The organism is Pseudomonas sp. S3(2024) (assembly GCF_036861315.1).
In the GTDB taxonomy this organism is placed as follows: domain Bacteria; phylum Pseudomonadota; class Gammaproteobacteria; order Pseudomonadales; family Pseudomonadaceae; genus Aquipseudomonas; species Aquipseudomonas putida_A.
The window spans coordinates 162,941-186,930 of the sequence record NZ_JAZAQQ010000005.1 but is presented as its reverse complement, the minus strand read 5'-3'; the positions used below and the strand labels follow the sequence as shown (position 1 = coordinate 186,930).

Sequence of the window (23,990 nt, the reverse complement as noted above, 5' to 3'; positions counted from 1 at the left end):
GGCGCAGGAATTGCTGATTGAAGGTTCTCATGAGCGCAGTACCACGCCGCTGTCGTCTTCCCACCAGACGTAGACCTTGTCGTCCCAGGTCGGCCGCGCGCCACGGCGTTCGGCGTTGGCCATGAACGACTGGACGATTTTGCCGCCCGGCAGCTCGACGTAGAACACCGAGTGGCCGCCGAGGTAGGCGATGTCATGCACCTTGCCTTCGGACCAGTTGTAGCGGACTTCGGGTTTGATGGTGCTGACGAGCATTTTTTCCGGGCGGATCGCGTAGGTGATCGACTTGTCCTGCACCGACGTGCTGACGCCGTGGCCGACGTAGATCTTCTGCTGCAGGTCCGGGCTGTGGATGATCGCGTGACCTTCAAGGTCTTCCACCACGGTGCCGTCGAAGGCGTTCACGTTACCGATGAATTCGCAGACCATGCGGCTGACCGGCGCTTCATAGATGTCGACCGGGCTGCCGATCTGGGCGATCCAGCCCAGATGCATGATCGCGATGCGCTCAGCCATGGTCATGGCTTCTTCCTGATCGTGAGTCACCATCACGCAGGTCACGCCGACGCGCTCGATGATCTCGACCAGTTCCAGTTGCATCTGCGAACGCAGTTTTTTATCCAGGGCGCCCATCGGTTCGTCGAGCAGCAACAGCTTCGGACGTTTCGCCAGGGAGCGGGCGAGGGCGACGCGCTGGCGCTGACCGCCGGACAACTGATGGGGTTTGCGTTTGGCGTATTGGGTCATGTGCACCAGGCGCAGCATCTCTTCGACACGGGCATCGATTTCGCTGGCCGGCAAACGGTCCTGCTTGAGGCCGAAGGCGATGTTCTGCGCCACAGTCATGTGCGGGAACAGCGCGTAGGACTGGAACATCATGTTGATCGGCCGCTCGTAGGGCGGCATGTCGGTGATGTCCACGCCGTCGAGCAGAATCCGCCCTTCAGTCGGCCGCTCGAAACCGGCGAGCATGCGCAGCAGGGTCGATTTGCCCGAGCCGGAGCCACCGAGCAGGGCAAAGATTTCGCCCTGATGGATCTCCAGGGACACATCGTCCACGGCCGTGGTTTCGTCGAACTTCTTGGTGACACGATCGACTTTCACCAGAACCTTTTTCGGTTGCTGGTGGCCTTCAAGTGCCTTCCGGTAAGTGCTGGAGGCGTTTGCCATGTGAAACTCCCAACAGGTTTCGTTCGCTCGGCCAACGTGGCCGGGCTTAAGTGGATTGCAAGCCTGTAAGCGCAATTTCAGTCATTACATATCCCCCTGTAGGAGTGAGCCTGCTCGCGATGAGGCCATCTCAGTCGACATCTCTGTTGACTGGTCTACTGCTATCGCGAGCAGGCTCACTCCTACAGGGGAATTGCGCATGCCTGACTGACCTTGCGCTGCCGAGGGCTTGGTCGGCGCCGCCGTCCTGGCTGCCTGGGTCGTACTTGTTGTTATTACGGTTTGTTGTTTTCACGGATGACGGATGCGCACACGCGCAACCGCCGACCCCGCGGGGGCAGTAAACAGTTTTGAAATCCTGGGTTGAGTCAGCGCTGGTTGCGTCGCGCTGCCCGTTGCCGGCAGGCCTCGCCGAATGCCTGGAAAATCTTCAGGTAGTTCGGGTTGTCCAGCACCTGCCATTCCGGGTGCCATTGCACGCCGAGGGCGAAGGTCGGGCTGTGCTCGACCGAGATCGCCTCGATCAGGCCATCCGGCGCCACCGCTTCGGCACGCAGGCCGGGCGCGAGGCGGTCGATGCCCTGGCTGTGAATCGAGTTGACCTGGAACTCGCGGGGCAACTCCAGCGCCTCGAACACACCGCCAGCGAGCACGCTCACGGCATGCGCCGGTGCGTACTGCACGGCCACGTCCGGGCTGTCGGCTTCGCGGTGATCAAGCATGCCCGGCAGCTCGTGCACTTTCTGGTGCAGGCTGCCGCCGAAGGCCACGTTCATTTCCTGGAAGCCACGGCAGATGCCGAGCACCGGAACGCCCGCCGCAATGGCTGCACGCAATAAAGGAAGGGTGGTGGCGTCCCGCGCCGGATCGTGATCCGTGCCGGGTTCGCTGGCCGGACCTTGATAGTGGAAGGGCTCCACGTTCGAGGGCGAGCCGGTCAGCAACAGACCGTCGAGTTGACCGAGCAGGTCTTCGATTTCAGTCAGTTTGCCAAGGGAAGGAATGACGACGGGCAACCCCAGCGCCGCAACGCTGACAGCGCGAACGTATTTGTCGCCGCTGATGTGATAGGGGTGCAGGCCAATCTGTTTGACGCACGCAGTAACGCCGATCAATGGCTTGAATGCCATTTTTATTCACCTCGAAGTTTGACACTTGAACGAGCTTTTCCGGAGCTTAGCCTCGTTGATTTTAATTAACAACTGTCATGTAAAAAATTCTAAACGCCGTTCATCCAATCTTCATGATTCCAGGCCTTGCGGCGCCTGCATTGGCACGTGAGTGTTAAAAAAAGCCCGAAAAATAAACGCTGAGCGGCCAGGTGTTCGCTATTGACTTCACTTTGCCTTTCGGATTGACTGGCTCGGCGAAACAGCGGTGAACATAATAATTAACAGCTAAATAGGTGCATCATGTCGGTCCCTCTGCGTGCCGTTCAACTCAACGAAGCAAACGCATTCCTTAAGAAACATCCTGAGGTTTTGTACGTCGACCTTCTGATTGCAGACATGAACGGTGTGGTGCGCGGCAAGCGCATCGAGCGCACCAGTCTTCACAAGGTTTACGAGAAAGGCATCAACCTGCCGGCCTCGCTCTTCGCCCTCGACATCAATGGCTCCACGGTGGAAAGCACCGGCCTGGGCCTGGACATCGGCGACGCCGACCGCATCTGCTACCCGATCCCGGGCACCCTGAGCATCGAGCCGTGGCAGAAGCGCCCAACCGCACAGTTGCTGATGACCATGCACGAGATCGAGGGCGAGCCGTTCTTCGCCGATCCGCGTGAAGTGCTGGCCAACGTGGTGCGCAAGTTCGATGAACTGGGCCTGACCATCTGCGCCGCGTTCGAACTGGAGTTCTACCTGATCGACCAGGACAACGTGAACGGCCGTCCGCAGTCGCCACGTTCGCCGGTCTCCGGCAAGCGCCCGGTGTCGACTCAGGTGTATCTGATCGACGATCTCGACGAATACGTCGACTGCCTCCAGGACATTCTGGAAGGCGCGAAAGAGCAGGGCATTCCGGCTGACGCCATCGTCAAGGAAAGCGCCCCGGCGCAATTCGAAGTCAACCTGCATCACGTCTCCGACCCGATCAAGGCCTGCGACTACGCGGTGTTGCTCAAGCGTCTGGTGAAGAACATCGCCTACGACCACGAGATGGACACCACCTTCATGGCCAAGCCGTATCCGGGCCAGGCGGGCAACGGTCTGCACGTACACATTTCGATCCTGGACAAAGAAGGCAACAACATCTTCGCCAGCGAGGATCCCGAGCAGAACGCCGCGCTGCGACACGCGATCGGCGGTGTGCTGGAGACCCTGCCGGCGCAAATGGCGTTCCTCTGCCCGAACGTCAACTCGTACCGCCGCTTCGGCGCGCAGTTCTACGTGCCGAACTCGCCGAGCTGGGGCATCGACAACCGCACCGTTGCAGTCCGTGTACCGACCGGTTCGGCTGACGCCGTGCGCATCGAGCACCGCGTGGCCGGTGCCGACGCCAACCCGTACCTGCTGATGGCTTCGGTACTGGCCGGCATTCACCACGGCCTGACCAACCAGATCGAGCCAGGCGCGCCGGTTGAAGGCAACAGCTACGAGCAGAACGAACAAAGCCTGCCGAACAACCTGCGCGACGCACTGCGCGAGCTGGACGACAGCGAAGTCATGGCCAGGTACATCGACCCGATGTACATCGACGTGTTCGTCGCGTGCAAGGAAAGCGAGCTGGCCGAGTTCGAGAACTCGATTTCCGACCTTGAGTACAACTGGTATCTGCATACGGTGTGATTTGCAGACCAACACCGACCCAATGTGGGAGCGGGCTTGCTCGCGAATGCGGTGTGTCTCGCAATGAAGATGTTGGATGTCCCGACGCCTTCGCGAGCAAGCCCGCTCCCACAGGGGATTCGGTTACCCAATTCGATTGACGGGTGTTTGCCCGTCATCCATCCCCTTGTCGAGCCACAACCATGACAACCACACGCAACGACTGGGAACAACGCTTCCAGTCCCTGACCATCGAATCCCGCGCCTTCATCAACGGTGAATATCGCCCGGCGATCAGCGGCGCCACCTTCGAATGCCTGAGCCCCGTCGACGGCCGTTTTCTCGCCTCCGTGGCCAGCACCGATGAAGCCGACGCCAACCTCGCCGTCGAAGTCGCGCGCCAATCGTTCAACTCCGGCGTGTGGGCCAACAAAGCCCCGGTCGAGCGCAAACGCATCCTGATCCGCTTCGCCGATCTGATCCTGCAACACCAGGAAGAACTGGCGCTGCTGGAAACCCTCGACATGGGTAAACCGATCAGCGACTCGATGAGCATCGACATCCCGGCGACCGCCAATGCGATCCGCTGGAGCGCCGAGGCCATCGACAAGATCTACGATGAAGTTGCCGCCACCCCGCACGATCAACTGGGCCTGGTGACCCGCGAGCCATCCGGCGTAGTCGCCGCGATCGTGCCGTGGAACTTCCCGCTGATCATGGCCAGCTGGAAGTTCGCCCCGGCGCTGGCGGCGGGTAACTCGTTCATTCTCAAGCCTTCGGAAAAGTCGCCACTGACCGCGATCCGCATCGCCCAGCTCGCGCTGGACGCGGGCATTCCGAAAGGCGTGTTCAACGTCCTGCCGGGCTTCGGCCACACCGTGGGCAAGGCGCTGGCGCTGCACATGGACGTCGACGTGCTGGCCTTCACCGGCTCCACGGCGATTGCCAAACAACTGATGATTTATGCCGGCCAGAGCAACATGAAACGCGTCTGGCTCGAAGCCGGGGGCAAGAGCCCGAACGTGGTGTTTGCCGACGCTCCGGACTTGCGCGCGGCCGCCCAGGCTGCGGCCGGTGCGATCGCCTTCAACCAGGGCGAAGTGTGCACTGCCGGTTCGCGCCTGTTGGTCGAGCGTTCGATCCGCGAGCAATTCATCCCGCTGCTGGTGGAAGCGCTGCAAGCGTGGAAACCGGGGCACGCCCTCGACCCGGCGACCACCGTCGGTGCCGTTGTGGATCAGCGTCAACTGGAAAACGTGCTGCGCTACATCAGCATCGGTCGCGAGCAGGGCGCCGAGCTGATTGCCGGCGGCCAGCGCACCCTCGAAGAAACCGGTGGCCTCTATGTGCAACCGGCGATCTTCGACGGCGTGACCAACGCCATGACCATCGCCAAGGAAGAAATCTTCGGCCCGGTGCTGTCGCTGATCACCTTCGACACCGTTGAAGAAGCGCTGCAGATCGCCAACGACAGTATCTTCGGCCTCGCCGCCGGTGTCTGGACCAGCAACCTGAGCAAGGCGCACACCTTCGCCCGTGGCCTGCGGGCCGGCAGCGTCTGGGTCAACCAGTACGACGGCGGCGACATGACCGCACCGTTCGGTGGCTTCAAACAGTCGGGCAACGGTCGCGACAAATCGCTGCACGCGTTCGACAAGTACACCGAGCTGAAAGCGACCTGGATCAAGCTCTGATTTTCTACAGCGGTGGTCGCCCTTGATGGGCGACCCTCGGAGAACAATAAAATGAAGCAACAACACGTCAACAGCTACTACGCCGCCACGCGCAACGAAGTCATCGACTTCCCGACCCTTGAAGAGTCGGTCGAGTGCGATGTCTGCATCATTGGCGCCGGCTATACCGGCCTGTCCTCGGCGCTGTTCCTCACCGAAGCCGGCTACAAAGTGACGGTGCTCGAAGCGGCTAAAGTCGGCTACGGCGCCAGTGGCCGCAATGGCGGGCAACTGGTCAACTCCTACAGTCGCGACGTCGATGTGATCGAAGAGCGCTACGGTGACAAGACCGCAGAAATCCTCGGCAGCATGATCTTCGAAGGCGCCGACATCATCCGTTCGCGGATCAAGGACTACGACATCCAATGCGACTACCGCCCGGGCGGCATTTTCGCAGCGATGAACAAGAAACAACTCAACGGCCTGGCCGAGCAGAAGCGCAGCTGGGAACGTTACGGCAACAAAAACCTGAAGATGCTCGATGCCGCTGACATCCGTCGCGAAATCGGCTCCGACGCCTACGTTGGCGGCCTGCTGGACCTGCAGGGCGGTCACGTTCATCCGCTGAACCTGGCCCTAGGTGAAGCAGCGGCCATCGTGCGCCTGGGCGGCAAGATCTACGAGCAATCGGCTGCCGTGGAAATCAAATACGGCGAACCGAACGTGGTGCGCACCGCCAAAGGCCAGGTGCGCGCCAAGTACCTGCTGATCGCCGGCAACGCCTACCTGCCGCAAGGTCTGGACAACCGCGTGACCGCGAAAAGCATGCCGTGCGGCTCGCAGATTGTCGTCACCGAACCTCTGACCGAGAAGCAGGCGCGCAGCCTGATTACCAACAACTATTGCGTCGAAGACTGCAACTACCTGCTGGATTACTACCGCCTGACGGCCGATAACCGTCTGCTGTATGGCGGCGGCGTGGTCTACGGCGCACGCGAGCCTGACGACATCGAACAACTGATCCGCCCGAAGATCCTCAAGACCTTCCCGCAGCTCAAGGACGTGAAAATCGACTACCGCTGGACCGGCAACTTCCTACTGACCATGTCACGCATGCCGCAATTCGGCCGCATCGAGAAAAACGCCTACTACATGCAGGGCTACAGCGGCCACGGCGTCACTTGCTCGCACCTGGCCGGCAAACTGATCTCGGAAATGATCCGCGGCGACGCCGAACGCTTCGACGCCTTCGCCTCACTCCCGCACATGCCAATGATCGGCGGCCGCACCTTCTCCGCCCCATTGACCGCCCTCGGCGCCGTCTACTACTCGCTGCGCGACCGTTTCGGCATCTAGTTACCTCCCCGGCGGCGGTCCCCAAGACCCCGCCGGTTTTTAATACTGTAGCAACACCGCCGATGGCGGCCTGACAACCGCTACCAAGCTAAATGACACAAAACAGATCCAACTGTGGGAGCGGGCTTGCTCGCGAAGGGGCCAGTTCAGCCAACGCACATGTTGTCTGACACAGCGCTTTCGCGAGCAAGCCCGCTCCCACAGTTGCCGTATTACCAAGGCCAGAAGGACTTTTACCGCACCGTCCATCGAACCTGCTGAGCAACACCGGCAAACGTGATTTAATAGCCGCCTTTCACGGTTCCGGGACACGGGAGCAACGTGATCCGCGCCCTCGGCGCGTCACCCGCCACCCACCCCCATCGCCCTTAAGTCGTTCTCACATAAGGCTGTCATGGATACGGGTTCTCGACTCAAACTAGTACGCGAAAGCTACAAACTCTCCCAGCGCGAGCTGGCCCGGCGTAGCGGCGTGACCAATGCCACCATCTCCCTGATCGAACAGAATCGCGTCAGCCCCTCCGTCAGCTCGCTGAAAAAGCTGCTCGAAGGCATCCCGATGTCCCTGGCCGACTTCTTCACCTTCGACCAGCCCCCGCGCGAACACCAATACGTGTTCCGCGCCAATGAACAACCCGATCTGGGTCGCCACGGCCTGCGCCTGCTGCTGATCGGTGCCTCGGTGCCAAGTCGCCAGATGCGCTTGCTGCGTGAGCAATACGCACCGGGCGCGAGCTCCGGGGAAGAGCCGATTGTTCACTCGGAAGGCGAGGAGTGTGGGTTGGTGACGCGTGGCACGGTGGAGTTGACCGTGGATGGGCAGGTGAGTGTGCTGAATGCGGGGGATGGGTATTACTTTCCGACGACGTTGCCGCACAAGTTCCGGAATATCGGGGCGGATGAGGCGGAGATTATTAGTGCGAATACGCCGGCGAATTTTTGATTTGTTTCACTTTGAAATTCAATTCAATTCATTGTGCTTGAGCTTGTTTGCTGAAAGTGTACCGCTAAACTCGAGAGAGATAGCGGTACTTCTTTAAGGCGTGTAGAGCAATTTTTTATGGATCAATAAGTTCGAAGTTATTGCTTTTTCGTGCTTAGGGTTTTTTCCAGAAAATATCTTTATCATAACTTTCAGTAGGTTCCGATGATGGAGTGGGGTATTCTGGCATCTTTATTTCTATAGGGGGTAGTGTCGTGGGATCAGGTGAAGTCCTGTATTTTTCGCGATTGATTTCAAATTCCTGCGCAGTCATGAACTTTTGACTATTTTCATCGTAATACCAACCCTCTTTTATTTCCTCCGTGCATGAAACGCTTCCACCTTTAAAATACATCGCCTCAACCCCTTTCATGAGTCCAACTTTTATTATGCGATGGGCAGAAAACTCGTTGGACTTATTATAATAGGCATACACATCAGTCATGGCTAATCTCCTGAGCGATAAATATTGGTCTCGCCGAAAACATAGGTTATCGCAATAGCCGTTTTTTCTAACCTGTCATTACTGACAGGTTTTTAAATGAAAAACTAATAATCCGCCTTTTAATCAGTTATAACGCTTCACGTTTACTGACTCGACGGTACCGCTAGCAAAACGGACCATCCGGTTTTGGGGCCGCTTCGCAGCCCAGCGGGAGCAAGCTCCCTCGCCACATGAAGTGTTTTCCTACGAAGTTTTCAGATATCGAAATTGCGCGAGTCTTTCAGGGAATAACCATTCGTCCGACACACCGCACCTTCGCCGCGCACCTTCTTCCAATGCAGTAACTCACCACGTAAAGGAAGAGCCACCATGCTGAACCATAAAATCGCGGTGTTTACCCTCGCTGCGTTGCTGTCCGGCAATTCGCTGTATGCGATTGCGGCCGGCGAAACCCCGACTCCGACGGCCAACGACGGCAACAGCCAGACTCGCGACCCGGCGTCACCTGCCACCAATGCCGACCCGGATGCCAATTCGCTGCCTAAAGGTGGTGATGGTGGCAAGACCGACAATGGGCCGGTGCCTTCTGCCTCCAAGCCCAGCCCTGCGGGTCAACCGTCCGGTAGCAGCAGTGGGGGTAACGGCGGTGGTTAACGGATGTCGCGCACTAAAAAGCCCGGTCTTTAGAGCCGGGCTTTTCTTTGCCTGTCGCAAACACAGATATCAAACGCTTACTTTGCCTTCCATTGGCCCCCACCATTCTCACAATCAATTCGCGCCTGAGCCAAATGCTCCACGTCGTAATAATACGTGGTCACTTGGGCGTTATCGGGGATGTTCAGCGCCTTGGCGTTTTTGTCTTTGCTGGTGGAGTGAGGGTTGGCCAGGGATTCCTGAGTGATCGTGGCGATACACGTGGCCTGATAGTGGTCGGCACAGTGCTCGACCTTGGTTTTCGTACTGCTGAGCATGTCTTTGCTTTCGTTGCTGCACGACCAGTCGATGGAGCTGACGGGCATGCCTTCGTATTCGTAGCAGCTGTGGGTTTCCACCGCTGGCACCGAAGCGCTGGAGGATTGGGTCTGAACGTCGCAGCCTTCGGCCATGACGCAGGTGGGGATGACGGCGAAGGTGGCGATCAGAAGCAGGAGGCGAATGTTCATCGGGGTTTCCTCTTCAGGGGCGCCGGGTCTGATCGAAGCTTTTTGGCGCTTTAAAGTTTCGAGGCGACGTGGAGAAGGGAGGTTCCATCGGGTTTTTGATTTGCTCCCGTGGCACACACTGCGAAACAATCGGAAACATTCAGCGCCCAAGGATTGGAACATTGCCCATGACCGAAATCGGCAGCCGCAATAACGCGCTCCCCTCGCAGCATCCATTTCACGACATCTATCTGTTTCACATTGACCCTGCAAAGCCAGACTCGCCGTTCTGTTTCGAGCAGTCGATGTCCGGCGGGCACATGGAACACGGCGGTGCGCGGTGGTTGGCGCTGGATGAGCTGGACGCTTGGCCGGGCGAGTGGCGTGAACACCTGAGAAAAGCTGATTGTGCGTGGGTTGCCGAGTTGATCGATGCCCATCCAAAAGCCGATCAGTCCACCGTGGTCTCGCTGATTCTTCAACGTCATTCCGGGCCAGCGAAGCCAGTTGGACGATTGAAGGCAATCGGCGGCTGGCTCAAACGCAATTTTCACGTCGGCGGCCGCTACGGCGTTTACCCCACGGAGACTCCCATGACCCAGACACTCGAACGCGCCATCGCCCTCGCTGCCACCGCGCATGCCGGGCAGTTGGACAAGGGCGGTGCGCCGTACATTCTGCATCCGCTGAAAGTCATGTTGCGCATGAGTTCGCTGGAAGAGCGCATCGTCGCCGTGTTGCACGACGTGGTCGAGGATTGCGGCATCAGCCTCGATGATTTGCGCAAGGAAGGTTTCAGTGAAGAGGTGCTGAGCGCTATCGAATCCGTGACCAAAATGCCGGGCGAATCCTATGAGGATTTTGTCGAGCGTGCGGCGCAGAACCCGATCGGTCGGGTGGTCAAGCTGGCGGATCTGGAAGAGAACAGCGACCTGTCGCGCATTGCCTCGCCGAGTTGGGAGGATCTGGAACGGGTCGAGAAGTATCGGCGGGCGATTGGGCGGTTGCGCACGTAAAAACGAATACCCCCCTGTAGGAGCCTTCGGCAGCTCCTACAGGGGATTGATGTCGGGTCAGTTGAATAGCCAGGAAGGCGAAGAATATGAAATCGATTCTGTGTTTGTTGATCGCTGCCGCTGTCGGCGCTGCGTTGCAGGTCAGCGGTGTTCCTCATGGCCTGTTGCTGGGGGCGATCCTCGTCACCGCATTGGTCACCACGCGCAGCGGTTTTGCCCCGGCAACCCCTTATGGCCTGGGCTACATCCAGGTCACGCTGGGCATTGCCACCGGGCTGATGTTCGAAGCGTGGGACAGTGCGACGGCTTCGGCGATGTTGCCAAGCCTCGGCGTCCTGCTTCTATGCCTGACTGTACAGATCGCCCTCGCCGGATGGTGGCTGACTCGCGGCGCAGGCTGGAATCGCACCGATGCGCTACTCGCGGTGTACCCCGGCGCACTGGCGGCAGTGTTCGATTTGCTGGAGTCGGAAAAGGCTTCGAGCAAGGTCATCATCGTGCACCTGATGCGCTTGTTGCTGATCACGGTGCTGGTGAGCTTTTTGATTCCCGGGCAGGCATCGGTGGCGGTGGTTGAAAGCGCTCCGTTGAGTACGGGTATGGCGTTGACCGTATTCGTACTGATTGGCCTGAGCGTGGTGCTCGGGCGCTTGCTGCTGGTGATCGGCGTGCCTGCGCCATTCATGTTGACGGCGATTCTGCTCACTGCCGTGTTTGTGAAATCGGGATGGCTGCACGGCTTTCACATGCCGGACTGGAGCCTGAACCTGGCGGCGCTGATTCTCGGCGTGCGGATTGGCTCGCGCTTTCAGGGACTCGGCCTTGCGGAGCTGGGGCGGCACGGGCGGACGGCGTTGGTGTCGGTGGGGCTGATGATCGTGGTGGCGGCGGCATTTGCCAAAGTGGCGGCGCGGTGGCTGGGCAGTGATCCGCTGTCGCTGTGGCTGGCGTACATGCCGGGGGCGATCGAGACGATTGCGATTGTCGCGTTTGCCGGCGGGCTGAATGTGGTGTTCATCCTCACTCACCACTTGGCGCGGATGGTGCTGCTGCACTTTGCGCCGGCGTTGTTGGTGCAGATGCGGCGAGTACGGGAACAAAGCTGATTACGCGTTGACGCCGGACCGGTGCGCGACCAGCACATGCATCATCAACGTGCCGTACAGCGTCACCAGAATGAACAACCCCATGCGCACCGCAAATGCGCTGTAGACGTCCTTGCCCGCTGCGCTGTCCTCAACGGATTGGCCGAGCAGGATGATCATGGTGATCAGGGTGTTGAGCCAGAACCCCGGCGTCAGTTGCGTCGGGTGCAACCGATAGAGTTTGCGCGCCACCAACAGCCCGAACAGCAGCATCCACAGAAAGAACATCCACAGGTGCACGAACAGGCTCAACGCACACCAGAACAGCACCGCCAGCAGTCCGCCGAGCAAGGTCGAGCCGAGCAGTTCGCGCCCGGCATGGTGGGTGCGGGTGGTGGTGCTTTGCTGGCCGAGGCTGACGGCTTTGAGGATGATCGGCAGGTAGCTGGCGGGGTCGATCAGCACCAGCAGGAAGGTCGGCAGCACGATCAATGTTGCGCGCAACGCTACGCGGGGCACGTCTTCGGCGGGCAGGGCGGGGGCGGCTGGTGGCGCGGGACTGTTGGCCGGTTCCGGGAACAGGATGTGGCTCAGGCCGACGATGACCACGGCCAGCAACAGGCCTTTGACCAGCGCACCGATCACCGCCATCGCCAGTTCGAATGAGGCAAAACCGGCGGCGGAGATCATGGTCATGCCGATCACCAGAAACGTCATGATCAGCACGTTGCCGCCGCGCAATCCGTAGGTGAACACCAGAAACAGCCCAACACCGATCAGCAGCACGCCGCACACCGGGTAATACCGCAGCAACGGCACCAGCAACAGTCCGAGGCTGGTGGTGAATGTGGCGACCAACGTCAGCACCAGCGCCATTTTCACCGGCAACGGGCGAGGCATGCTGGCCAGCAGCAACACCGCGAGCACTGGCGACAGAAACGATAGCGGCAAGGCGAAACCGTAACTGGCAGCGGTGCACAGCGCCGTGCCGAACGCCAGACGCAAGGCCCGTTGCGCCGGCACGCTGCGCTCAGTAGGCATACGACAGCCAGCTCATTAACCAGACAAACACCCGCCCGAGTGGGTTGAGCAGATTGCCCTCGGTGGGGAAGGCCATGACTTCCGCCTGCCCACCGGCGCGGATCGCGCGACTGTCGATCAGACGCTTTTTCGCCTCGTCGCTGAACTCGATGATCACCGGAAAACGTTGCGCCGGGCGCAGCCAGTCGCGGCTGTTCTGAATGCTTGGCAAGGTGCCGGGCGCAGGCGTCTGGCCGACGCTCACGCCATAGCCGACGCTGCGCACCCGGCCGTCGAGGACTTCGCCGGGCAGCGCGTCGAGGACGATCGCCACCGGGGTGCCGGGTTGCACGCGGCCGAGGTTGTTCTCGGTGAGGTCGGCGCTGACCCACACGTCCTGGATCGTGATCAGTGTCATCACCGGACTGCCGGCAGCCGCGAACTGGCCGACGTCGGTGCGCAGGTCGGTGATCAGTCCCGCCGAACGCGCGCCGATGCGGGTGTTGGCCAGATCGAGTTCAGCCTTGGCCAGCGTGGCGGCGGCGCTGAGCAGTTTGGCGTTGGTGTCGGTGTTGCCGCCTTCCTGTTCCTGGGCACGCAGCACTTCGGCCCGGGCGGCGGCGACCTTGCTGACCGCCGCTGTATGGTTGGCCCGGGACACTTCAAGAAGTCGTACGGACACCGTGCCCGGATCTTCTTTGTACAAGCCTTCAAGCCGGCGATTGTCCTGGCGCGCCTTGAGTTCATCGGCTTGGGCTGCGCGCAGCGACGCCTGGGCCGAAGCGATGCCTGCGGTGCTGGCGCCAACTGTGCGACGGGTGTTTTCCAGATCGGCGCGGGCGCGGTCGACGGCAATCTGCAGCGGCTGTGGATCGAGTTCGAAGAGGATGTCGCCAGCCTTCACGTCCTGATTGTTGCGCACGTTGACCTTGATCACCCGTCCCGCGACTTCCGCCGCCACCGGAATCACGAATGCGCCGACCCGCGCCTGCTGGGTGTAGGGCGTGTAGCGGTCGGCCAGCAGGTACCACGCCAGGCTGAGCACGATCAACAACAGCACCCAGCGGATGCCTTTTTTCGCCGGGTCAGGTTGAACCGGAACCGGGGCGGGCGCGGGAGGCGTGGCGTCAGTCATGAGGGCTTACCTGCGGTGGAAGGGGATACGCCGGTGGGGCGGGCGGTGCGGTGAGCAAGTCGCCCCAGTGGGTGCGCTGCTGCATCTGGTGTCGGGTGGGCTCATCGACTTGTGGTTCATTGCTTTGCCAGCCGCCACCGAGGGCCTTGTACAAAGCGATCAGATTGCTCACCGCGTCGCTGCGGCTGACCAGATAGTTGTCCTGCAACTCCAGCAGCGCACGCTGGGCATCGAGCACCCGTTGAAAGTCCGAATAGCCTTCGCGGTATTGCGTGTTGGCCAGCACCAGCGAACGCCGCGCCGCGCCTTCGGCCTCGCGCAAAATACGTTCGCGCTGCAGCGCTTTGCTCAGCCCGCTGGCGGCATCGTCGGCCTCGCGCGCGGCCTGGCGCACCTTGTCGCGGTAGGCTTCGATCAGTTGCTGCAGACGCGCGTCCTGCACGCGGATGTTGTTGCGGATCCGCCCGTAATCGAAGAGGTTCCAGCGCAAGCTCGGGCCGCCGATCAGGTCGAGGCTGCGCGGGGTGGCGCTGAGGGTGTCGGTGGACCAGACGATGCTGCCGAGCAAGGTCAGCGACGGGTACAGATCGGTTTCGGCGACCCCGACCAGCGCCGATTGTGCCGCCACGTTCAGTTCTGCCGCCCGCACATCGGGGCGGCGCAGCAACAGATTGGCCGGGACGTCTTGCAACACCGCGCGATCGACAAGCGGAATCAGCCCCGCCTGCTCAGCCAGCAGCGCCGCGCCACCGGGCGGCTGACCGACCAGTACCGCCAGCGCGTTGCGCGTGCGCAGCAACTGATCTTCGAATGCCGGAATGCTGCTCAACGTGCCCAGGTACTGGGTTTTCGCCTGTTGCAGATCGAGTTCGGCGGTCTGGCCGCTGTTGAACAGTTTTTCGGTGATCTCGAAATTGCGTTTCTGCTGGGCGGCGTTTTCCCGGGCGACCCGCAGCCGCGCTTCGGTGGTGCGCAACAGAAAATAGGTGTCGGCGACCTGCGCGCGCAGCAACACCAGAGCGTCTTCGTAATTGGCCTGGGCGGCGAAGTAACTGGCGTCGGACGACTCGATGGCGCGGCTGAAACGGCCCCAGAAATCCAGCTCCCAGCCGACATCGAACGCTGCGCTGTGTTGCCAGAATTGGCGGTTCTGCGGGTTGTTGCCACCGGACTGATGACGGTCGACGTAAAGGCTGTCGACGCCCAACTGCTGCAGTTGCGGATAGCGGGCGCTTTCGGCGATACCCAGTTGTGCACGGGCTTCGAGCACCCGCAGCCCGGCGATTTTCAGGCTGCTGTTGTGCGCATCGGCTTCGGCGATCAGGCGGTCGAGCACCGGGTCGGCGAACACTTGCCACCACTGGCGCAGGTCCGGTTGGTCGTCGCGTTCACTGGCCTGCTCCAGCGCGGCGCTGTTCCATTGCTTGCTCCAGGCCTCGCCCGGCGGCTGGAAATCCGACCCCAGACGTACGCAACCGCTCAAACTCAAGGCGCCGAGCAACAACCAGTGGCCGGGGCGCGTCAGCAGGGCGGTGGTTGCAGGCATTGCGCGTGTCCCGGGTCGCAAATATCACTGGAGCATAGACGGCAGATGGCAGGTTGATCGGGCGTTTCTGCTGCTACGCTTTTCAAGCGCTCCTCAACCCCCCGCGCCCTCGATCAAAAGGTACGAAACCATGGACACCTCACAGGATTCGGTTGTACCGAGCACCCCTGCCACCTGGCGCTTCAAGGCCGGTGTAGCAATCATTTGCGTGATGCTCGGCTCGTGGCTGATGGTGCCATTGGCGGCTAGCCTTGATGTCCCCGGCTCGAAAGTCGCGGCGCTGACCGGGGTGCTGTTTATCAGCAACAAGGTGCTGTTGCTGTTGGTGATCGCGGTGATGGGCAAGGCCGGGTTTGCCGAACTCAAGCGCAAGATCGGCAGCTACGTGTCGGGGATCATTCCGACCCCGGTCGATCAGGTCGGGCCGATGCGGCACCGGATCGGTGTGGTGATGTTCTGGCTGCCGTTGGTGACGGCGTTTCTGGAACCGTATTTCGATAACTTCTGGCCGGGATTGCGCCCCAATCTTTGGCAGCTGCAACTGCTTGGCGACCTGATGTTCATCGGCAGTTTCTTTGTGCTCGGCGGCAACTTCTGGGACAAGGCGCATGCGCTGTTCGTGCGCACGGCGCGGGTGGTGTCTGTCTGAAAGCAAAAGATCGCAGCCTTCGGCAGCTCCTACAGGGAAAACCTGATTCCTGTGTAGGAGCTGCCGAAGGCTGCGATCTGTTCCGGGCATCAACGCAAATGCGCGGCGAAGCCTTCTTCACCCGGAGCGACATCATCCTTGAGCGTCAACGCCGGGATCTCGTAATCCCCGGCATTCTGCTGCCGATACGCTATCGGCCGCGTGCTCCACAACTCATCCAGACGCGTGCCCAGTGCCTCGCAGGTCTCGGCAAACCGCGCTTGATCCATGCGACTGGCGCGGTACACCAGGAAGGGCGGCACCACGTCGAAACCGGGGTAGAACAGCACGCCGTGCTGAATCGGAAACAGCAAATCATCAATCGGCCCGTTGATCCCGCGCGGGCTGTAGTGAGAATCCCAGCCTCCGGTGGTGACCAGCAGCATCGCGCGTTTGCCTTTCATCTTGCCTTCGCCGTAGCGCTCGCCCCAGCGCGCATCGGAGTGTTCGCCGACACCGTAGGCAAACCCGTAGGCATACACGCGCTCGACCCAGCCTTTGAGGATCGCCGGCATGGTGAACCACCACAGCGGGAACTGCAGGATCAGCGCGTCGGCCCACAACAGTTTTTCCTGCTCGCGGGCGATGTCGGCGGACTGCCGGCCCTGTTGGTAAGCCAGTTTCGAATCGATCGAGGCGTGGAATGGCCGGCTTTCATCGCGACCGGGCGCGTCATCGGCGTCGATCGTGGTCTTCCAGTTCATCGCATACAGGTCGGAGACCTGCACGGTGTGGCCGGCGGCTTGCAGACGCTGGACGGTGAAGTCCCTGAGCGAGCCGTTGAGCGAAGTAGGTTCGGGGTGGGCGTAGACCAGTAGCACATTCATGTGGCAGCTCCTTGGTTGAGTGCAGGCAGGATCAATCCTTGATCGGTATATTGGAAATGAATGTCTGATATGTCAGGTATAGCCATGAATAATTTACGACGTCTGGATATCAACTTGCTGTTGACCCTAGACGTGTTGTTGGCAGAACACAACGTAACCCGCGCCGCAGAGCGCTTGAGCCTGTCGCAGCCGTCGGTGAGCGTGCACCTGGCCAAGCTGCGCGAGATCTTCGGCGACCCGCTGTTGCTGCCCGGGCCACGGGGCATGCGCCCGACGGCGCGGGCCGATGAACTGCGCGAGCCGTTGCGCGAGGCACTGGAAGCACTGGAACGCGCGGTGGCGCCGGCCAGCGCGTTCGATCCGGCGCAGGCCCGCCACATCTGGAAAGTTGCGGCGACCGATTACGGCGAATCGACGGTGGTGCTGCCAGCGCTCAGCGGTTTGCGCACTCAGGCGCCGGGCACGCGGTTGGCAGTGCTCGATCTGATGCCGGCGCAGTTGGCCAGGCAAGCGGAGCAGGGCGTGTTTGATCTGGCGCTGCACATCACCGAAGAGGCGCCGCTGGATCTGCATCAACGGGTGCTGTTCACCGAGCATTACGTGTTGGCCGGGCGTATCGGTCATCCGGGGTTGAAGCGTAAGCCGACTCGCGAACAGTTCTGTGCACTGGAACACGTGATGGTGTCCCGCGAGGGCGGGGGCTTTTTCGGGGTGACCGACAAGGCGCTGGCCGAGGTCGGCCTGGCGCGCAAAGTGGTGCTGTCGGTGCCGCATTTTCTGATGGTGATGTCGGTGCTGGCGAGTACCGATCTGGTGGCGATGCTGCCGTCACGCTTGGTTCGCGACAACCCGGCGTTGCAGGTAGTCGATGCGCCGTTGCCGGTGCCGGGCTACGAAATGGCGATGTTCTGGGGCGAGCGCGCGCATCGCGATCCGGCACACAAATGGTTGCGTGAGCATCTGGCGGCGTCGGTGTGACGGATCAGGCGTGGCCCAACGCAATCGCAAAAGACACCACGATCATGCACGCAAACGCAAAATTGAGATTCATCAGCTGTTCATCCTGAGCCTTTTTAAAGTGAGGCCATTCTGAACAGACTGAATGCAAAGAAAAAATTCGGCATGTTGATTCCAATGATCGAAACAATTGATACCGGCCGGTTTGTGTTTGCCCAAAGCTTTCGCTAGTCTCGGCAAAACCTGCAACTACAAGCATAAACAGGCAAAACCATGCACGATCATTCGGTCACCGAACTGCCATCCCTGCGCCGGCAGAAAATCCTCCTGATCCTCGAACGCGACGGCAAGGTCATGGCCTCCGAGTTGAGCCAGCACTTCGCTGTGTCCGAAGACACTATCCGCCGCGACCTCGCCGAACTGGACAACGCCGGGCTGGTGCAGCGCGTGCATGGCGGGGCGCTGCCAAGGCCCAAGGACAGCGGCAAGGATTACTTCACCCGGCTGGAAGAGACCGATGAGGTAAAAGTGCGGCTGGCGCAGTTGGCGGCGCAAAAGGTCGAGGACGGGCAGATTGTGCTGTTCGATTCCGGTTCGACCGCGTTGCAGGTGGCGCGCTCGTTGCGCGCGGATATCCAGATCACTGCGGTGACCGCCGCGCCGATGACAGCGATTGCCTTGTCGGAATACAAGGGGGTGAAAGTGATTCTGGCCGGGGGACAACTGAACCCGCGCACGATGTCGGCCAGTGGGCACGAGGCGGTGCGCATGCTGGCCGGGATCAAGGCGGATCTGGCGTTTACCGGCGTCTGTGCGATTCACCCGGAGGTGGGCATCACCTCGCTGCACTTCGATGAAGTACCGGTGAAACAGGCGCTGCTCGACAGCGCGGCGCGGGTGATTGCGGTGACCACGGCGGACAAGCTCGGCGCGGTGGAGCCGTTTGTGGTGGCGTCGTGCACGCGCCTGCATACGCTGATAACCGAGCGGCATGTGGCGTCGGGGAGTGTCGAGGATTATCGGCGGTTGGGGATTGTGGTGGAGCAGTTGCCTGATTGAGATTTTGTGCGGCTGATGGCCTCTTCGCGAGCAAGCCCGCTCCCACATTTGAAGTGCATTTCAATGGGGGAGCAGTTGCCTGATTGAGATTTGTGTGCGGCTGCTGGCCTCTTCGCGAGCAAGCCCGCTCCCACATTTGGAATGCATTTCAATGGGGGGGCAGTTGCCGGAGTGAGATTTGTAGTGAGGCTGCTGGCGCCTTCGCGAGCAAGCCCGCTCCCACATTTGGAATGCATTTCAATGGGGAGGCAGTTGCCGGAGTGAGAGTTGTAGTGAGGCTGCTGGCGCCTTCGCGAGCAAGCCCGCTCCCACATTTGAAGTGCATTTCAATGGGGGAGCAGTTGCCTGATTGAGATTTGTGTGCGGCTGCTGGCCTCTTCGCGAGCAGCCTCGCTCCCACATTTGGAATGCAATCAACCTGTGGGAGCGGCCTTGCTCGCGAAGGGGCCAGTGCGATCAACGTAACTTTTCAAGCATCTGGTAATACCACATCCCCGCCGCCAACAATGGATTGCCCAGCAAATCCCCCATCGGTACCCGGATGTGTTGGCACTGCGCAAAGGTCTCGAACTGCTCCATCTGCCCGGTGATCGCGCGGCTCATGATTTCGCCCATGATGTGCGTCGTCGCGATGCCGTGTCCCGAGTAGCCCTGGCAATACCAGACGTTGTCCGAGAGCTTGCCCAGTTGCGGGATGCGGTTGATCACGATGCCCATCGCGCAGCTCCACTGGTAGTCGATCTGCACCCCTTTGAGCGCCGGGAAGGTCTGCTCGATGCACGGGCGCAGTTCGGCGGCGATGTCCCGTGAATCCTTGCCGCTGTAGTTGGCGCCGCCGCCGAACAGCAGGCGCCCGTCGGCCGTGAGGCGGTAGTAGTCGAGGACGAAACGGCAGTCGTACACCGCGAGGTCTTCGGGGTTGATCTGCCGCGCCAGATCACCCAGCGGCGCGGTGGTGACGATGCCACCCATGGCCGGGAAAATCTTGCCCTTTAGCTGGCCCGGTTCGAGCTTGTGATAAACGTCGCCGGCGAGCATCACCTGATTGGCGTCGATCTGGCCGTGGGCGGTGCGCACCCCTGGGGTTTTGCCGTGAATGATCTCCAGCACCTCACTGTTCTCGAAGATCAAGGCACCTAGACTTTCCGCCGCCCGCGCTTCGCCGATGCACAGGTTGAGCGGGTGCAGGTGCATATTGCGGGTGTTCTTGATTGCGCCGTGGTAGAGGTCGCTTTGCAGCAGGTCGCGCACCTGGCTGCGGTCGAGCAGGCGGACCTCGTCTCCGAGGCCGCGACGCACGGCTTCCTCGTAATCATTGCGCAAACCGTCCATGTGGCTCGGCTTGTAAGCAGCGTGCAGATGACCGTGCTTGAGATCGCACTGAATGCCATATTTCGCCACGCGCTGCCGGATGATTTCATGCCCGCGCCAGCGCAGGTGCCAGATGAAATCGTCGACTTCATCGCCGAGTTTCGGGCGCATCTGTTTGCGCATCGCACCGTCGCCGGAGAGGCTGCCGGTGACTTGGCCACCATTGCGTCCGGTGGCGCCCCAGCCGATCTTGTGGCTCTCGACGATGGCGACTTTCAGGCCTTTTTCGGCGAGTTCCACGGCGCTGGCGACGCCAGTGAAACCGCCGCCGATGATCACCACATCGACCTGATGCCGGCCCTGCAGGGTCGGGTAGTCGGTGTCCTGGTTGAGAGTGGCGGTGTAGTAGGAATTGCAGCGTTGGGTCATGTCGGTGTCCACACAAATTCTTCGGTTGTACGCGGTCCCCTGTAGGAGTGAGCCTGCTCGCGATGAGGCCATGTCAGACACCTTATTGCTGAATGACACACCGCTATCGCGAGCAGGCTCACTCCTACAGGGGTTAGTGGTGAGGCTTCAGGCTTCGGTCAGATACCAGCGCCAATCCTGTTCACCCACCTCGGCCATGAACTGCCGGTACTCGGCACGCTTTACCGCCAGGTACACCCCGAGAAATTCCTGCCCCAGGGCATCCCGTGCCCACACCGAATTTTCCAGCGCCTGCAGCGACGTCAGCCAATCGGTCGGCAGCAATTCCTTGGCCTGCGCATAGCCGTTGCCCTCGACCGGCGCGCCCGGATCAAGATTTTCACGAATCCCGCGATGGATCCCGGCGAGGATCGCTGCCGCCGCCAGATACGGGTTGGCGTCGGCGCCGCAGATGCGGTGTTCGATGTGCCGGGTGTTGGCCGGGCCGCCCGGTACGCGCAGGCTGACGGTGCGGTTGTCGACGCCCCAGGTCGGCGCCAAAGGCGCATAGCTGTTGGCCTGAAAGCGGCGGTAGGAGTTGGCGTTGGGGCAGAACAGCAGCAACGTATCGAGCAGCGAAGCGAGCATGCCGCCAATCGCCGTACGCAGCAGCGGGGTGCCCGCTGGATCTTCGGCGGCGAACAGATTGCGCCCTTCGGCATCGGCGAGGCTGACGTGCATGTGCATCCCGGTGCCAGCCAGATCATCGAACGGCTTGGCCATGAATGTCGCCTGCATGCCGTGGTTGTGTGCCACGGCTTTGACCAGGCGTTTGTAACGCACCGCCTGATCCATCGCGAGCAACGCGTCGCCGTGTTCAAGGGTGATTTCCACTTGGCCCGGGGCGTATTCCGAGATCGCTGTGCGCGCCGGAATGCCGTGCAGTTTGCAGGCGCTGTAGAGGTCGGCGAGGAACGGTTCGATCTGCTCCAGTTCGCGCAAACCGTAGACCTGGGTGTGTCGCGGTCGGCCACCGTCGGCATCCAGCGCCGGTTGCGGGCGACCGTTGTGATCACGTTTGGCGTCGAGCAGATAGAACTCCAGCTCGCACGCCATCACCGGGTGATAACCCTCGGCCTTGAGGCCGTCGATCACCTTGATCAACAGATGACGCGGGTCGGCGATGCTCGCCGGCATTCCCTCGCTCGGGTGCATGCTGACCTGCACCGCTGCGGTCGGAATCTGCCGCCACGGCAGGCGCACCAGACTGCCTTCGAGCGGGTAGGCGCGGCAGTCGATGTCGCCGACGTCCCACACCAGCCCGGAGTTTTCCACGTCTTCGCCCTGCACGGTCAGGCCAAGGATGGTGCTGGGCAGCGGGCGTCCGCTTTCGTATACGGCGAGCAGTTCCTCGCGGTGCAACAGCTTGCCGCGCGGCACGCCATTGGCGTCGAGGATGAACAGCTCGATCATGTCGATATCGGGGTTCTGTTCAAGGAACAGGCGTGCGTCTTCGATGGCTGCGAATTTCATGGTCAATCACTCACGATGGCGCCGCATGGGCGCGCAGGATCGGGCCGGACGCATTGAAGGCGTCCCGGCAGGGATATCAAATGGAGATCAGTCAGACGTGACACAGAACCTGTGGCGAGGGAGCTTGCTCCCGCTGAGGCGCGAAGCGGCTCTCGCTTTTTGATTCAAAGGCAGGGGACTGCTACGCAGTCCAGCGGGAGCAAGCTCCCTCGCCACAATGGATCTTTACTGACTGACAGAAATCAGCAGGCGATATCCGGCGGGCGTGCGGAGTGACGCAGCTTGGAACGGCGCAGGGCCATGGGGAGATTGACGATGCGATTCATGCGCGGCCCTTGTGACAGAGGGCGCACACAGCGGAGACGTTCAACCTTTCTGGTTGTTGTGGTGACGTGCTCATAACGCGTGTTTCCGTTGGCGGAAAACGTCGGTGGCGGGGCAGGCCCGCCGACCGGTGTGCCCGGATAGTAAGGGGGAATTCGCGGGCGTGTAAACGGGAGATTCGCAGGCCAGGATTCAGCGCATCAGATGAAAGCCCAGCCCGGCAAGGGCGCAAACGATCAACACTTCGATCACTCCACGCTTGAAAAGGAACAGCGCCAACGCAGCCAGCAGCGCCAGTCCGATCGAAAACAGATCCGCGTGCCCGGCAAATCCGTTGGGCCAGAACACGTGATAAGCGAAGAAACACGCCAGGTTGAGAATCACCCCGACCACCGCCGCGGTGATAGCGGTCAACGGTGCAGTGAATTTCAATTCATTGTGGGTCGATTCCACCAGCGGTCCGCCGGCGAGGATGAACAGGAACGAGGGCAGGAAGGTGAACCAGGTCACCAGCGTCGCCGCCAGTGCGCCAGCGGCGAATGCATGTTCCGCACCGAACGTCGGTTGCACATAACCGCCGATGAAACCGACAAACGCTACCACCATGATCAGCGGCCCGGGCGTGGTTTCGCCGAGGGCGAGGCCGTCGATCATCTGCGTCGGCGTCAGCCAGCCGTAGTGCCCGACCGCGCCCTGATAGACGTAGGGCAACACCGCGTAAGCGCCACCAAACGTCAGCAGCGCGGCCTTGGTGAAGAACCAGCCCATTTGCGTGAAGGTGCCATCCCAGCCGAACAGCGCGGTCAGCAGGCCCATCGGTAAACACCACAGCGCTGCGCCAACCAACAGCAATTGCCACAGCTTCGGCAAGCTGAATCGCGCATGCTCAGGTGTCGGTGTGTCGTCATCGATCAGCGCCGGGCCGAAGGATTCGGCACTGCTGCGCTGCCCGCCATTGTTGAAGCGCTGTGGCGCCAGGCGTCCGCCAAAATAGCCGAGCAACGCTGCACCGAGGACGATCAGCGGGAACGGCAGATTGAAGGCAAAGATCGCCACGAATGACGCCCCGGCGATCGCCCACAGCCAACTGTTTTTCAGCGCCCGCGAGCCGATACGGTGCGCGGCGTGCAAGACGATCGCGGTCACCGCCGGTTTGATTCCGTAGAAAATTCCGGCCACCACCGGCACGTCACCGAACGCGATGTACAGCCACGACAGCGCAATCAGGATGAACAGCGACGGCAGCACGAACAGCGCCCCGGCGATCACCCCGCCCCAAGTGCGATGCAACAGCCAGCCAATATAGGTCGCCAGTTGCTGGGCCTCGGGGCCGGGTAGCAACATGCAGTAGTTGAGCGCGTGCAGAAAGCGCCGCTCGGAGATCCAGCGCCGGCGCTCGACCAGTTCCTGATGCATGATCGCGATCTGCCCGGCCGGGCCGCCGAAACCGATGCAGCCGAGCTTGAGCCAGAAGCGCCAGGCCTGCCGCCGCGTGACGGGAGCGGGTTTGGGCAAATCTTCAGGTGAGGTGTTCAAACGCGGCTC

21 protein-coding genes and 1 pseudogene are annotated in these 23,990 nt (G+C 61.0%); 11 read left to right on the top strand and 11 right to left on the bottom strand.

All coding sequences use genetic code 11. The annotated features are described in order from the left end of the window. Positions 1-27: 27 nt before the first annotated feature. Both potA and VLA07_RS15005 read right to left on the bottom strand, forming a co-directional pair. Positions 28-1,170, bottom strand: coding sequence for a polyamine ABC transporter ATP-binding protein (gene potA / locus VLA07_RS15010; RefSeq protein ID WP_007962457.1), 1,143 nt, complete (start codon positions 1,168-1,170; stop codon positions 28-30). 368 nt (positions 1,171-1,538) lie between these two features. Then, positions 1,539-2,300, bottom strand: a complete 762-nt coding sequence (locus tag VLA07_RS15005) for a gamma-glutamyl-gamma-aminobutyrate hydrolase family protein (protein WP_333989573.1) — start codon at positions 2,298-2,300, stop codon at positions 1,539-1,541. Positions 2,301-2,582: 282 nt separating this feature from the next. Between VLA07_RS15005 and VLA07_RS15000 the strand changes: the two genes are divergently transcribed. From VLA07_RS15000 to VLA07_RS14980, 4 genes are all read left to right on the top strand, one after another. Beyond that, complete coding sequence (locus VLA07_RS15000; protein ID WP_025111315.1) at positions 2,583-3,959, top strand: glutamine synthetase family protein; 1,377 nt, start codon at positions 2,583-2,585, stop codon at positions 3,957-3,959. Positions 3,960-4,141: 182 nt separating this feature from the next. Continuing rightward, complete coding sequence (locus VLA07_RS14990) at positions 4,142-5,632, top strand: aldehyde dehydrogenase (protein ID WP_333989572.1); 1,491 nt, start codon at positions 4,142-4,144, stop codon at positions 5,630-5,632. A gap of 51 nt (positions 5,633-5,683) precedes the next feature. Beyond that, on the top strand, positions 5,684-6,967 hold the full coding sequence (locus VLA07_RS14985; protein ID WP_103367713.1) for an NAD(P)/FAD-dependent oxidoreductase: 1,284 nt from the start codon (positions 5,684-5,686) through the stop codon (positions 6,965-6,967). A 394-nt stretch (positions 6,968-7,361) separates the two neighbouring features. After that, positions 7,362-7,910 (top strand): cupin domain-containing protein, encoded by a 549-nt coding sequence (locus VLA07_RS14980; RefSeq protein ID WP_095136571.1) that lies wholly within the window; start codon positions 7,362-7,364, stop codon positions 7,908-7,910. A gap of 154 nt (positions 7,911-8,064) precedes the next feature. Here the strand turns inward: VLA07_RS14980 and VLA07_RS14975 are convergent, their stop codons facing one another. Then, positions 8,065-8,394 (bottom strand): hypothetical protein, encoded by a 330-nt coding sequence (locus tag VLA07_RS14975; RefSeq protein ID WP_333989571.1) that lies wholly within the window; start codon positions 8,392-8,394, stop codon positions 8,065-8,067. Between the two features lie 369 nt (positions 8,395-8,763). Between VLA07_RS14975 and VLA07_RS14970 the strand changes: the two genes are divergently transcribed. Next, positions 8,764-9,048: a hypothetical protein gene (locus VLA07_RS14970; protein ID WP_333989570.1), complete on the top strand. Its 285-nt coding sequence runs from the start codon at positions 8,764-8,766 to the stop codon at positions 9,046-9,048. 77 nt (positions 9,049-9,125) lie between these two features. Here VLA07_RS14970 and VLA07_RS14965 read toward each other — a convergent pair whose 3' ends face one another. Next, positions 9,126-9,557, bottom strand: coding sequence for a hypothetical protein (locus VLA07_RS14965; RefSeq protein WP_247268812.1), 432 nt, complete (start codon positions 9,555-9,557; stop codon positions 9,126-9,128). Between the two features lie 167 nt (positions 9,558-9,724). On the opposite strand from VLA07_RS14965, the pseudogene VLA07_RS14960 reads away from it, so the two are divergent. From VLA07_RS14960 to VLA07_RS14950, 3 genes and pseudogenes are all read left to right on the top strand, one after another. Then, positions 9,725-10,111, top strand: a pseudogene (locus VLA07_RS14960) (hypothetical protein); the annotation flags it as partial. A gap of 18 nt (positions 10,112-10,129) precedes the next feature. Continuing rightward, a complete protein-coding gene (locus VLA07_RS14955; protein ID WP_247268810.1) occupies positions 10,130-10,552 on the top strand; it encodes an HD domain-containing protein in 423 nt (140 codons plus the stop codon). Between the two features lie 86 nt (positions 10,553-10,638). Then, positions 10,639-11,658: an AbrB family transcriptional regulator gene (locus VLA07_RS14950; protein WP_333989569.1), complete on the top strand. Its 1,020-nt coding sequence runs from the start codon at positions 10,639-10,641 to the stop codon at positions 11,656-11,658. On the opposite strand, the gene VLA07_RS14945 is transcribed toward VLA07_RS14950, so the two are convergent. The 3 genes from VLA07_RS14945 to VLA07_RS14935 are packed head-to-tail and all read right to left on the bottom strand — an operon-like array spanning position 11,659 to position 15,338. After that, positions 11,659-12,678, bottom strand: a complete 1,020-nt coding sequence (locus tag VLA07_RS14945; RefSeq protein WP_333989568.1) for a DUF2955 domain-containing protein — start codon at positions 12,676-12,678, stop codon at positions 11,659-11,661. It lies immediately after the preceding gene. Continuing rightward, positions 12,668-13,792, bottom strand: coding sequence for an HlyD family secretion protein (locus VLA07_RS14940; RefSeq protein WP_333989567.1), 1,125 nt, complete (start codon positions 13,790-13,792; stop codon positions 12,668-12,670). The genes VLA07_RS14945 and VLA07_RS14940 overlap by 11 nt, the downstream gene beginning before the upstream one ends. Further along, on the bottom strand, positions 13,785-15,338 hold the full coding sequence (locus tag VLA07_RS14935; protein WP_333989566.1) for a TolC family protein: 1,554 nt from the start codon (positions 15,336-15,338) through the stop codon (positions 13,785-13,787). The genes VLA07_RS14940 and VLA07_RS14935 overlap by 8 nt, the downstream gene beginning before the upstream one ends. A gap of 130 nt (positions 15,339-15,468) precedes the next feature. Between VLA07_RS14935 and VLA07_RS14930 the strand changes: the two genes are divergently transcribed. Beyond that, positions 15,469-15,987, top strand: a complete 519-nt coding sequence (locus VLA07_RS14930; protein WP_095136561.1) for a transporter suffix domain-containing protein — start codon at positions 15,469-15,471, stop codon at positions 15,985-15,987. Positions 15,988-16,076: 89 nt separating this feature from the next. Here the strand turns inward: VLA07_RS14930 and VLA07_RS14925 are convergent, their stop codons facing one another. Then, positions 16,077-16,853, bottom strand: coding sequence for an NAD(P)H-dependent oxidoreductase (locus VLA07_RS14925; protein WP_108183059.1), 777 nt, complete (start codon positions 16,851-16,853; stop codon positions 16,077-16,079). Between the two features lie 84 nt (positions 16,854-16,937). On the opposite strand from VLA07_RS14925, the gene VLA07_RS14920 reads away from it, so the two are divergent. Next, on the top strand, positions 16,938-17,831 hold the full coding sequence (locus VLA07_RS14920; protein WP_027611699.1) for a LysR family transcriptional regulator: 894 nt from the start codon (positions 16,938-16,940) through the stop codon (positions 17,829-17,831). 252 nt (positions 17,832-18,083) lie between these two features. Further along, positions 18,084-18,869 carry a DeoR/GlpR family DNA-binding transcription regulator gene (locus VLA07_RS14915; protein ID WP_330206236.1) on the top strand — a complete coding sequence of 262 codons (786 nt, stop codon included), beginning with the start codon at positions 18,084-18,086 and terminating at the stop codon, positions 18,867-18,869. Positions 18,870-19,325: 456 nt separating this feature from the next. Here VLA07_RS14915 and VLA07_RS14910 read toward each other — a convergent pair whose 3' ends face one another. From VLA07_RS14910 to chrA, 3 genes are all read right to left on the bottom strand, one after another. Then, positions 19,326-20,609: an NAD(P)/FAD-dependent oxidoreductase gene (locus VLA07_RS14910; RefSeq protein WP_333989565.1), complete on the bottom strand. Its 1,284-nt coding sequence runs from the start codon at positions 20,607-20,609 to the stop codon at positions 19,326-19,328. A 147-nt stretch (positions 20,610-20,756) separates the two neighbouring features. Continuing rightward, positions 20,757-22,121: a glutamine synthetase family protein gene (locus tag VLA07_RS14905; RefSeq protein ID WP_333989564.1), complete on the bottom strand. Its 1,365-nt coding sequence runs from the start codon at positions 22,119-22,121 to the stop codon at positions 20,757-20,759. Between the two features lie 516 nt (positions 22,122-22,637). Next, positions 22,638-23,981, bottom strand: coding sequence for a chromate efflux transporter (gene chrA / locus VLA07_RS14900; RefSeq protein WP_333989563.1), 1,344 nt, complete (start codon positions 23,979-23,981; stop codon positions 22,638-22,640). Positions 23,982-23,990: the final 9 nt, after the last annotated feature.

Coding starts and splice junctions, on each gene's coding strand:
- VLA07_RS14945 (WP_333989568.1), bottom strand. CDS start 12,678: ATGCCTACTGAGCGCAGCGTGCCGGCGCAACGGGCCTTGCGTCTGGCG.
- VLA07_RS14990 (WP_333989572.1), top strand. CDS start 4,142: ATGACAACCACACGCAACGACTGGGAACAACGCTTCCAGTCCCTGACC.
- VLA07_RS15000 (WP_025111315.1), top strand. CDS start 2,583: ATGTCGGTCCCTCTGCGTGCCGTTCAACTCAACGAAGCAAACGCATTC.
- VLA07_RS14975 (WP_333989571.1), bottom strand. CDS start 8,394: ATGACTGATGTGTATGCCTATTATAATAAGTCCAACGAGTTTTCTGCC.
- VLA07_RS14915 (WP_330206236.1), top strand. CDS start 18,084: ATGCACGATCATTCGGTCACCGAACTGCCATCCCTGCGCCGGCAGAAA.
- VLA07_RS14925 (WP_108183059.1), bottom strand. CDS start 16,853: ATGAATGTGCTACTGGTCTACGCCCACCCCGAACCTACTTCGCTCAAC.
- VLA07_RS14980 (WP_095136571.1), top strand. CDS start 7,362: ATGGATACGGGTTCTCGACTCAAACTAGTACGCGAAAGCTACAAACTC.
- VLA07_RS14910 (WP_333989565.1), bottom strand. CDS start 20,609: ATGACCCAACGCTGCAATTCCTACTACACCGCCACTCTCAACCAGGAC.
- VLA07_RS14965 (WP_247268812.1), bottom strand. CDS start 9,557: ATGAACATTCGCCTCCTGCTTCTGATCGCCACCTTCGCCGTCATCCCC.
- VLA07_RS14970 (WP_333989570.1), top strand. CDS start 8,764: ATGCTGAACCATAAAATCGCGGTGTTTACCCTCGCTGCGTTGCTGTCC.
- VLA07_RS14985 (WP_103367713.1), top strand. CDS start 5,684: ATGAAGCAACAACACGTCAACAGCTACTACGCCGCCACGCGCAACGAA.
- VLA07_RS14905 (WP_333989564.1), bottom strand. CDS start 22,121: ATGAAATTCGCAGCCATCGAAGACGCACGCCTGTTCCTTGAACAGAAC.
- VLA07_RS14940 (WP_333989567.1), bottom strand. CDS start 13,792: ATGACTGACGCCACGCCTCCCGCGCCCGCCCCGGTTCCGGTTCAACCT.
- VLA07_RS14950 (WP_333989569.1), top strand. CDS start 10,639: ATGAAATCGATTCTGTGTTTGTTGATCGCTGCCGCTGTCGGCGCTGCG.
- VLA07_RS15005 (WP_333989573.1), bottom strand. CDS start 2,300: ATGGCATTCAAGCCATTGATCGGCGTTACTGCGTGCGTCAAACAGATT.
- VLA07_RS14930 (WP_095136561.1), top strand. CDS start 15,469: ATGGACACCTCACAGGATTCGGTTGTACCGAGCACCCCTGCCACCTGG.
- VLA07_RS14920 (WP_027611699.1), top strand. CDS start 16,938: ATGAATAATTTACGACGTCTGGATATCAACTTGCTGTTGACCCTAGAC.
- potA (WP_007962457.1), bottom strand. CDS start 1,170: ATGGCAAACGCCTCCAGCACTTACCGGAAGGCACTTGAAGGCCACCAG.
- VLA07_RS14935 (WP_333989566.1), bottom strand. CDS start 15,338: ATGCCTGCAACCACCGCCCTGCTGACGCGCCCCGGCCACTGGTTGTTG.
- VLA07_RS14955 (WP_247268810.1), top strand. CDS start 10,130: ATGACCCAGACACTCGAACGCGCCATCGCCCTCGCTGCCACCGCGCAT.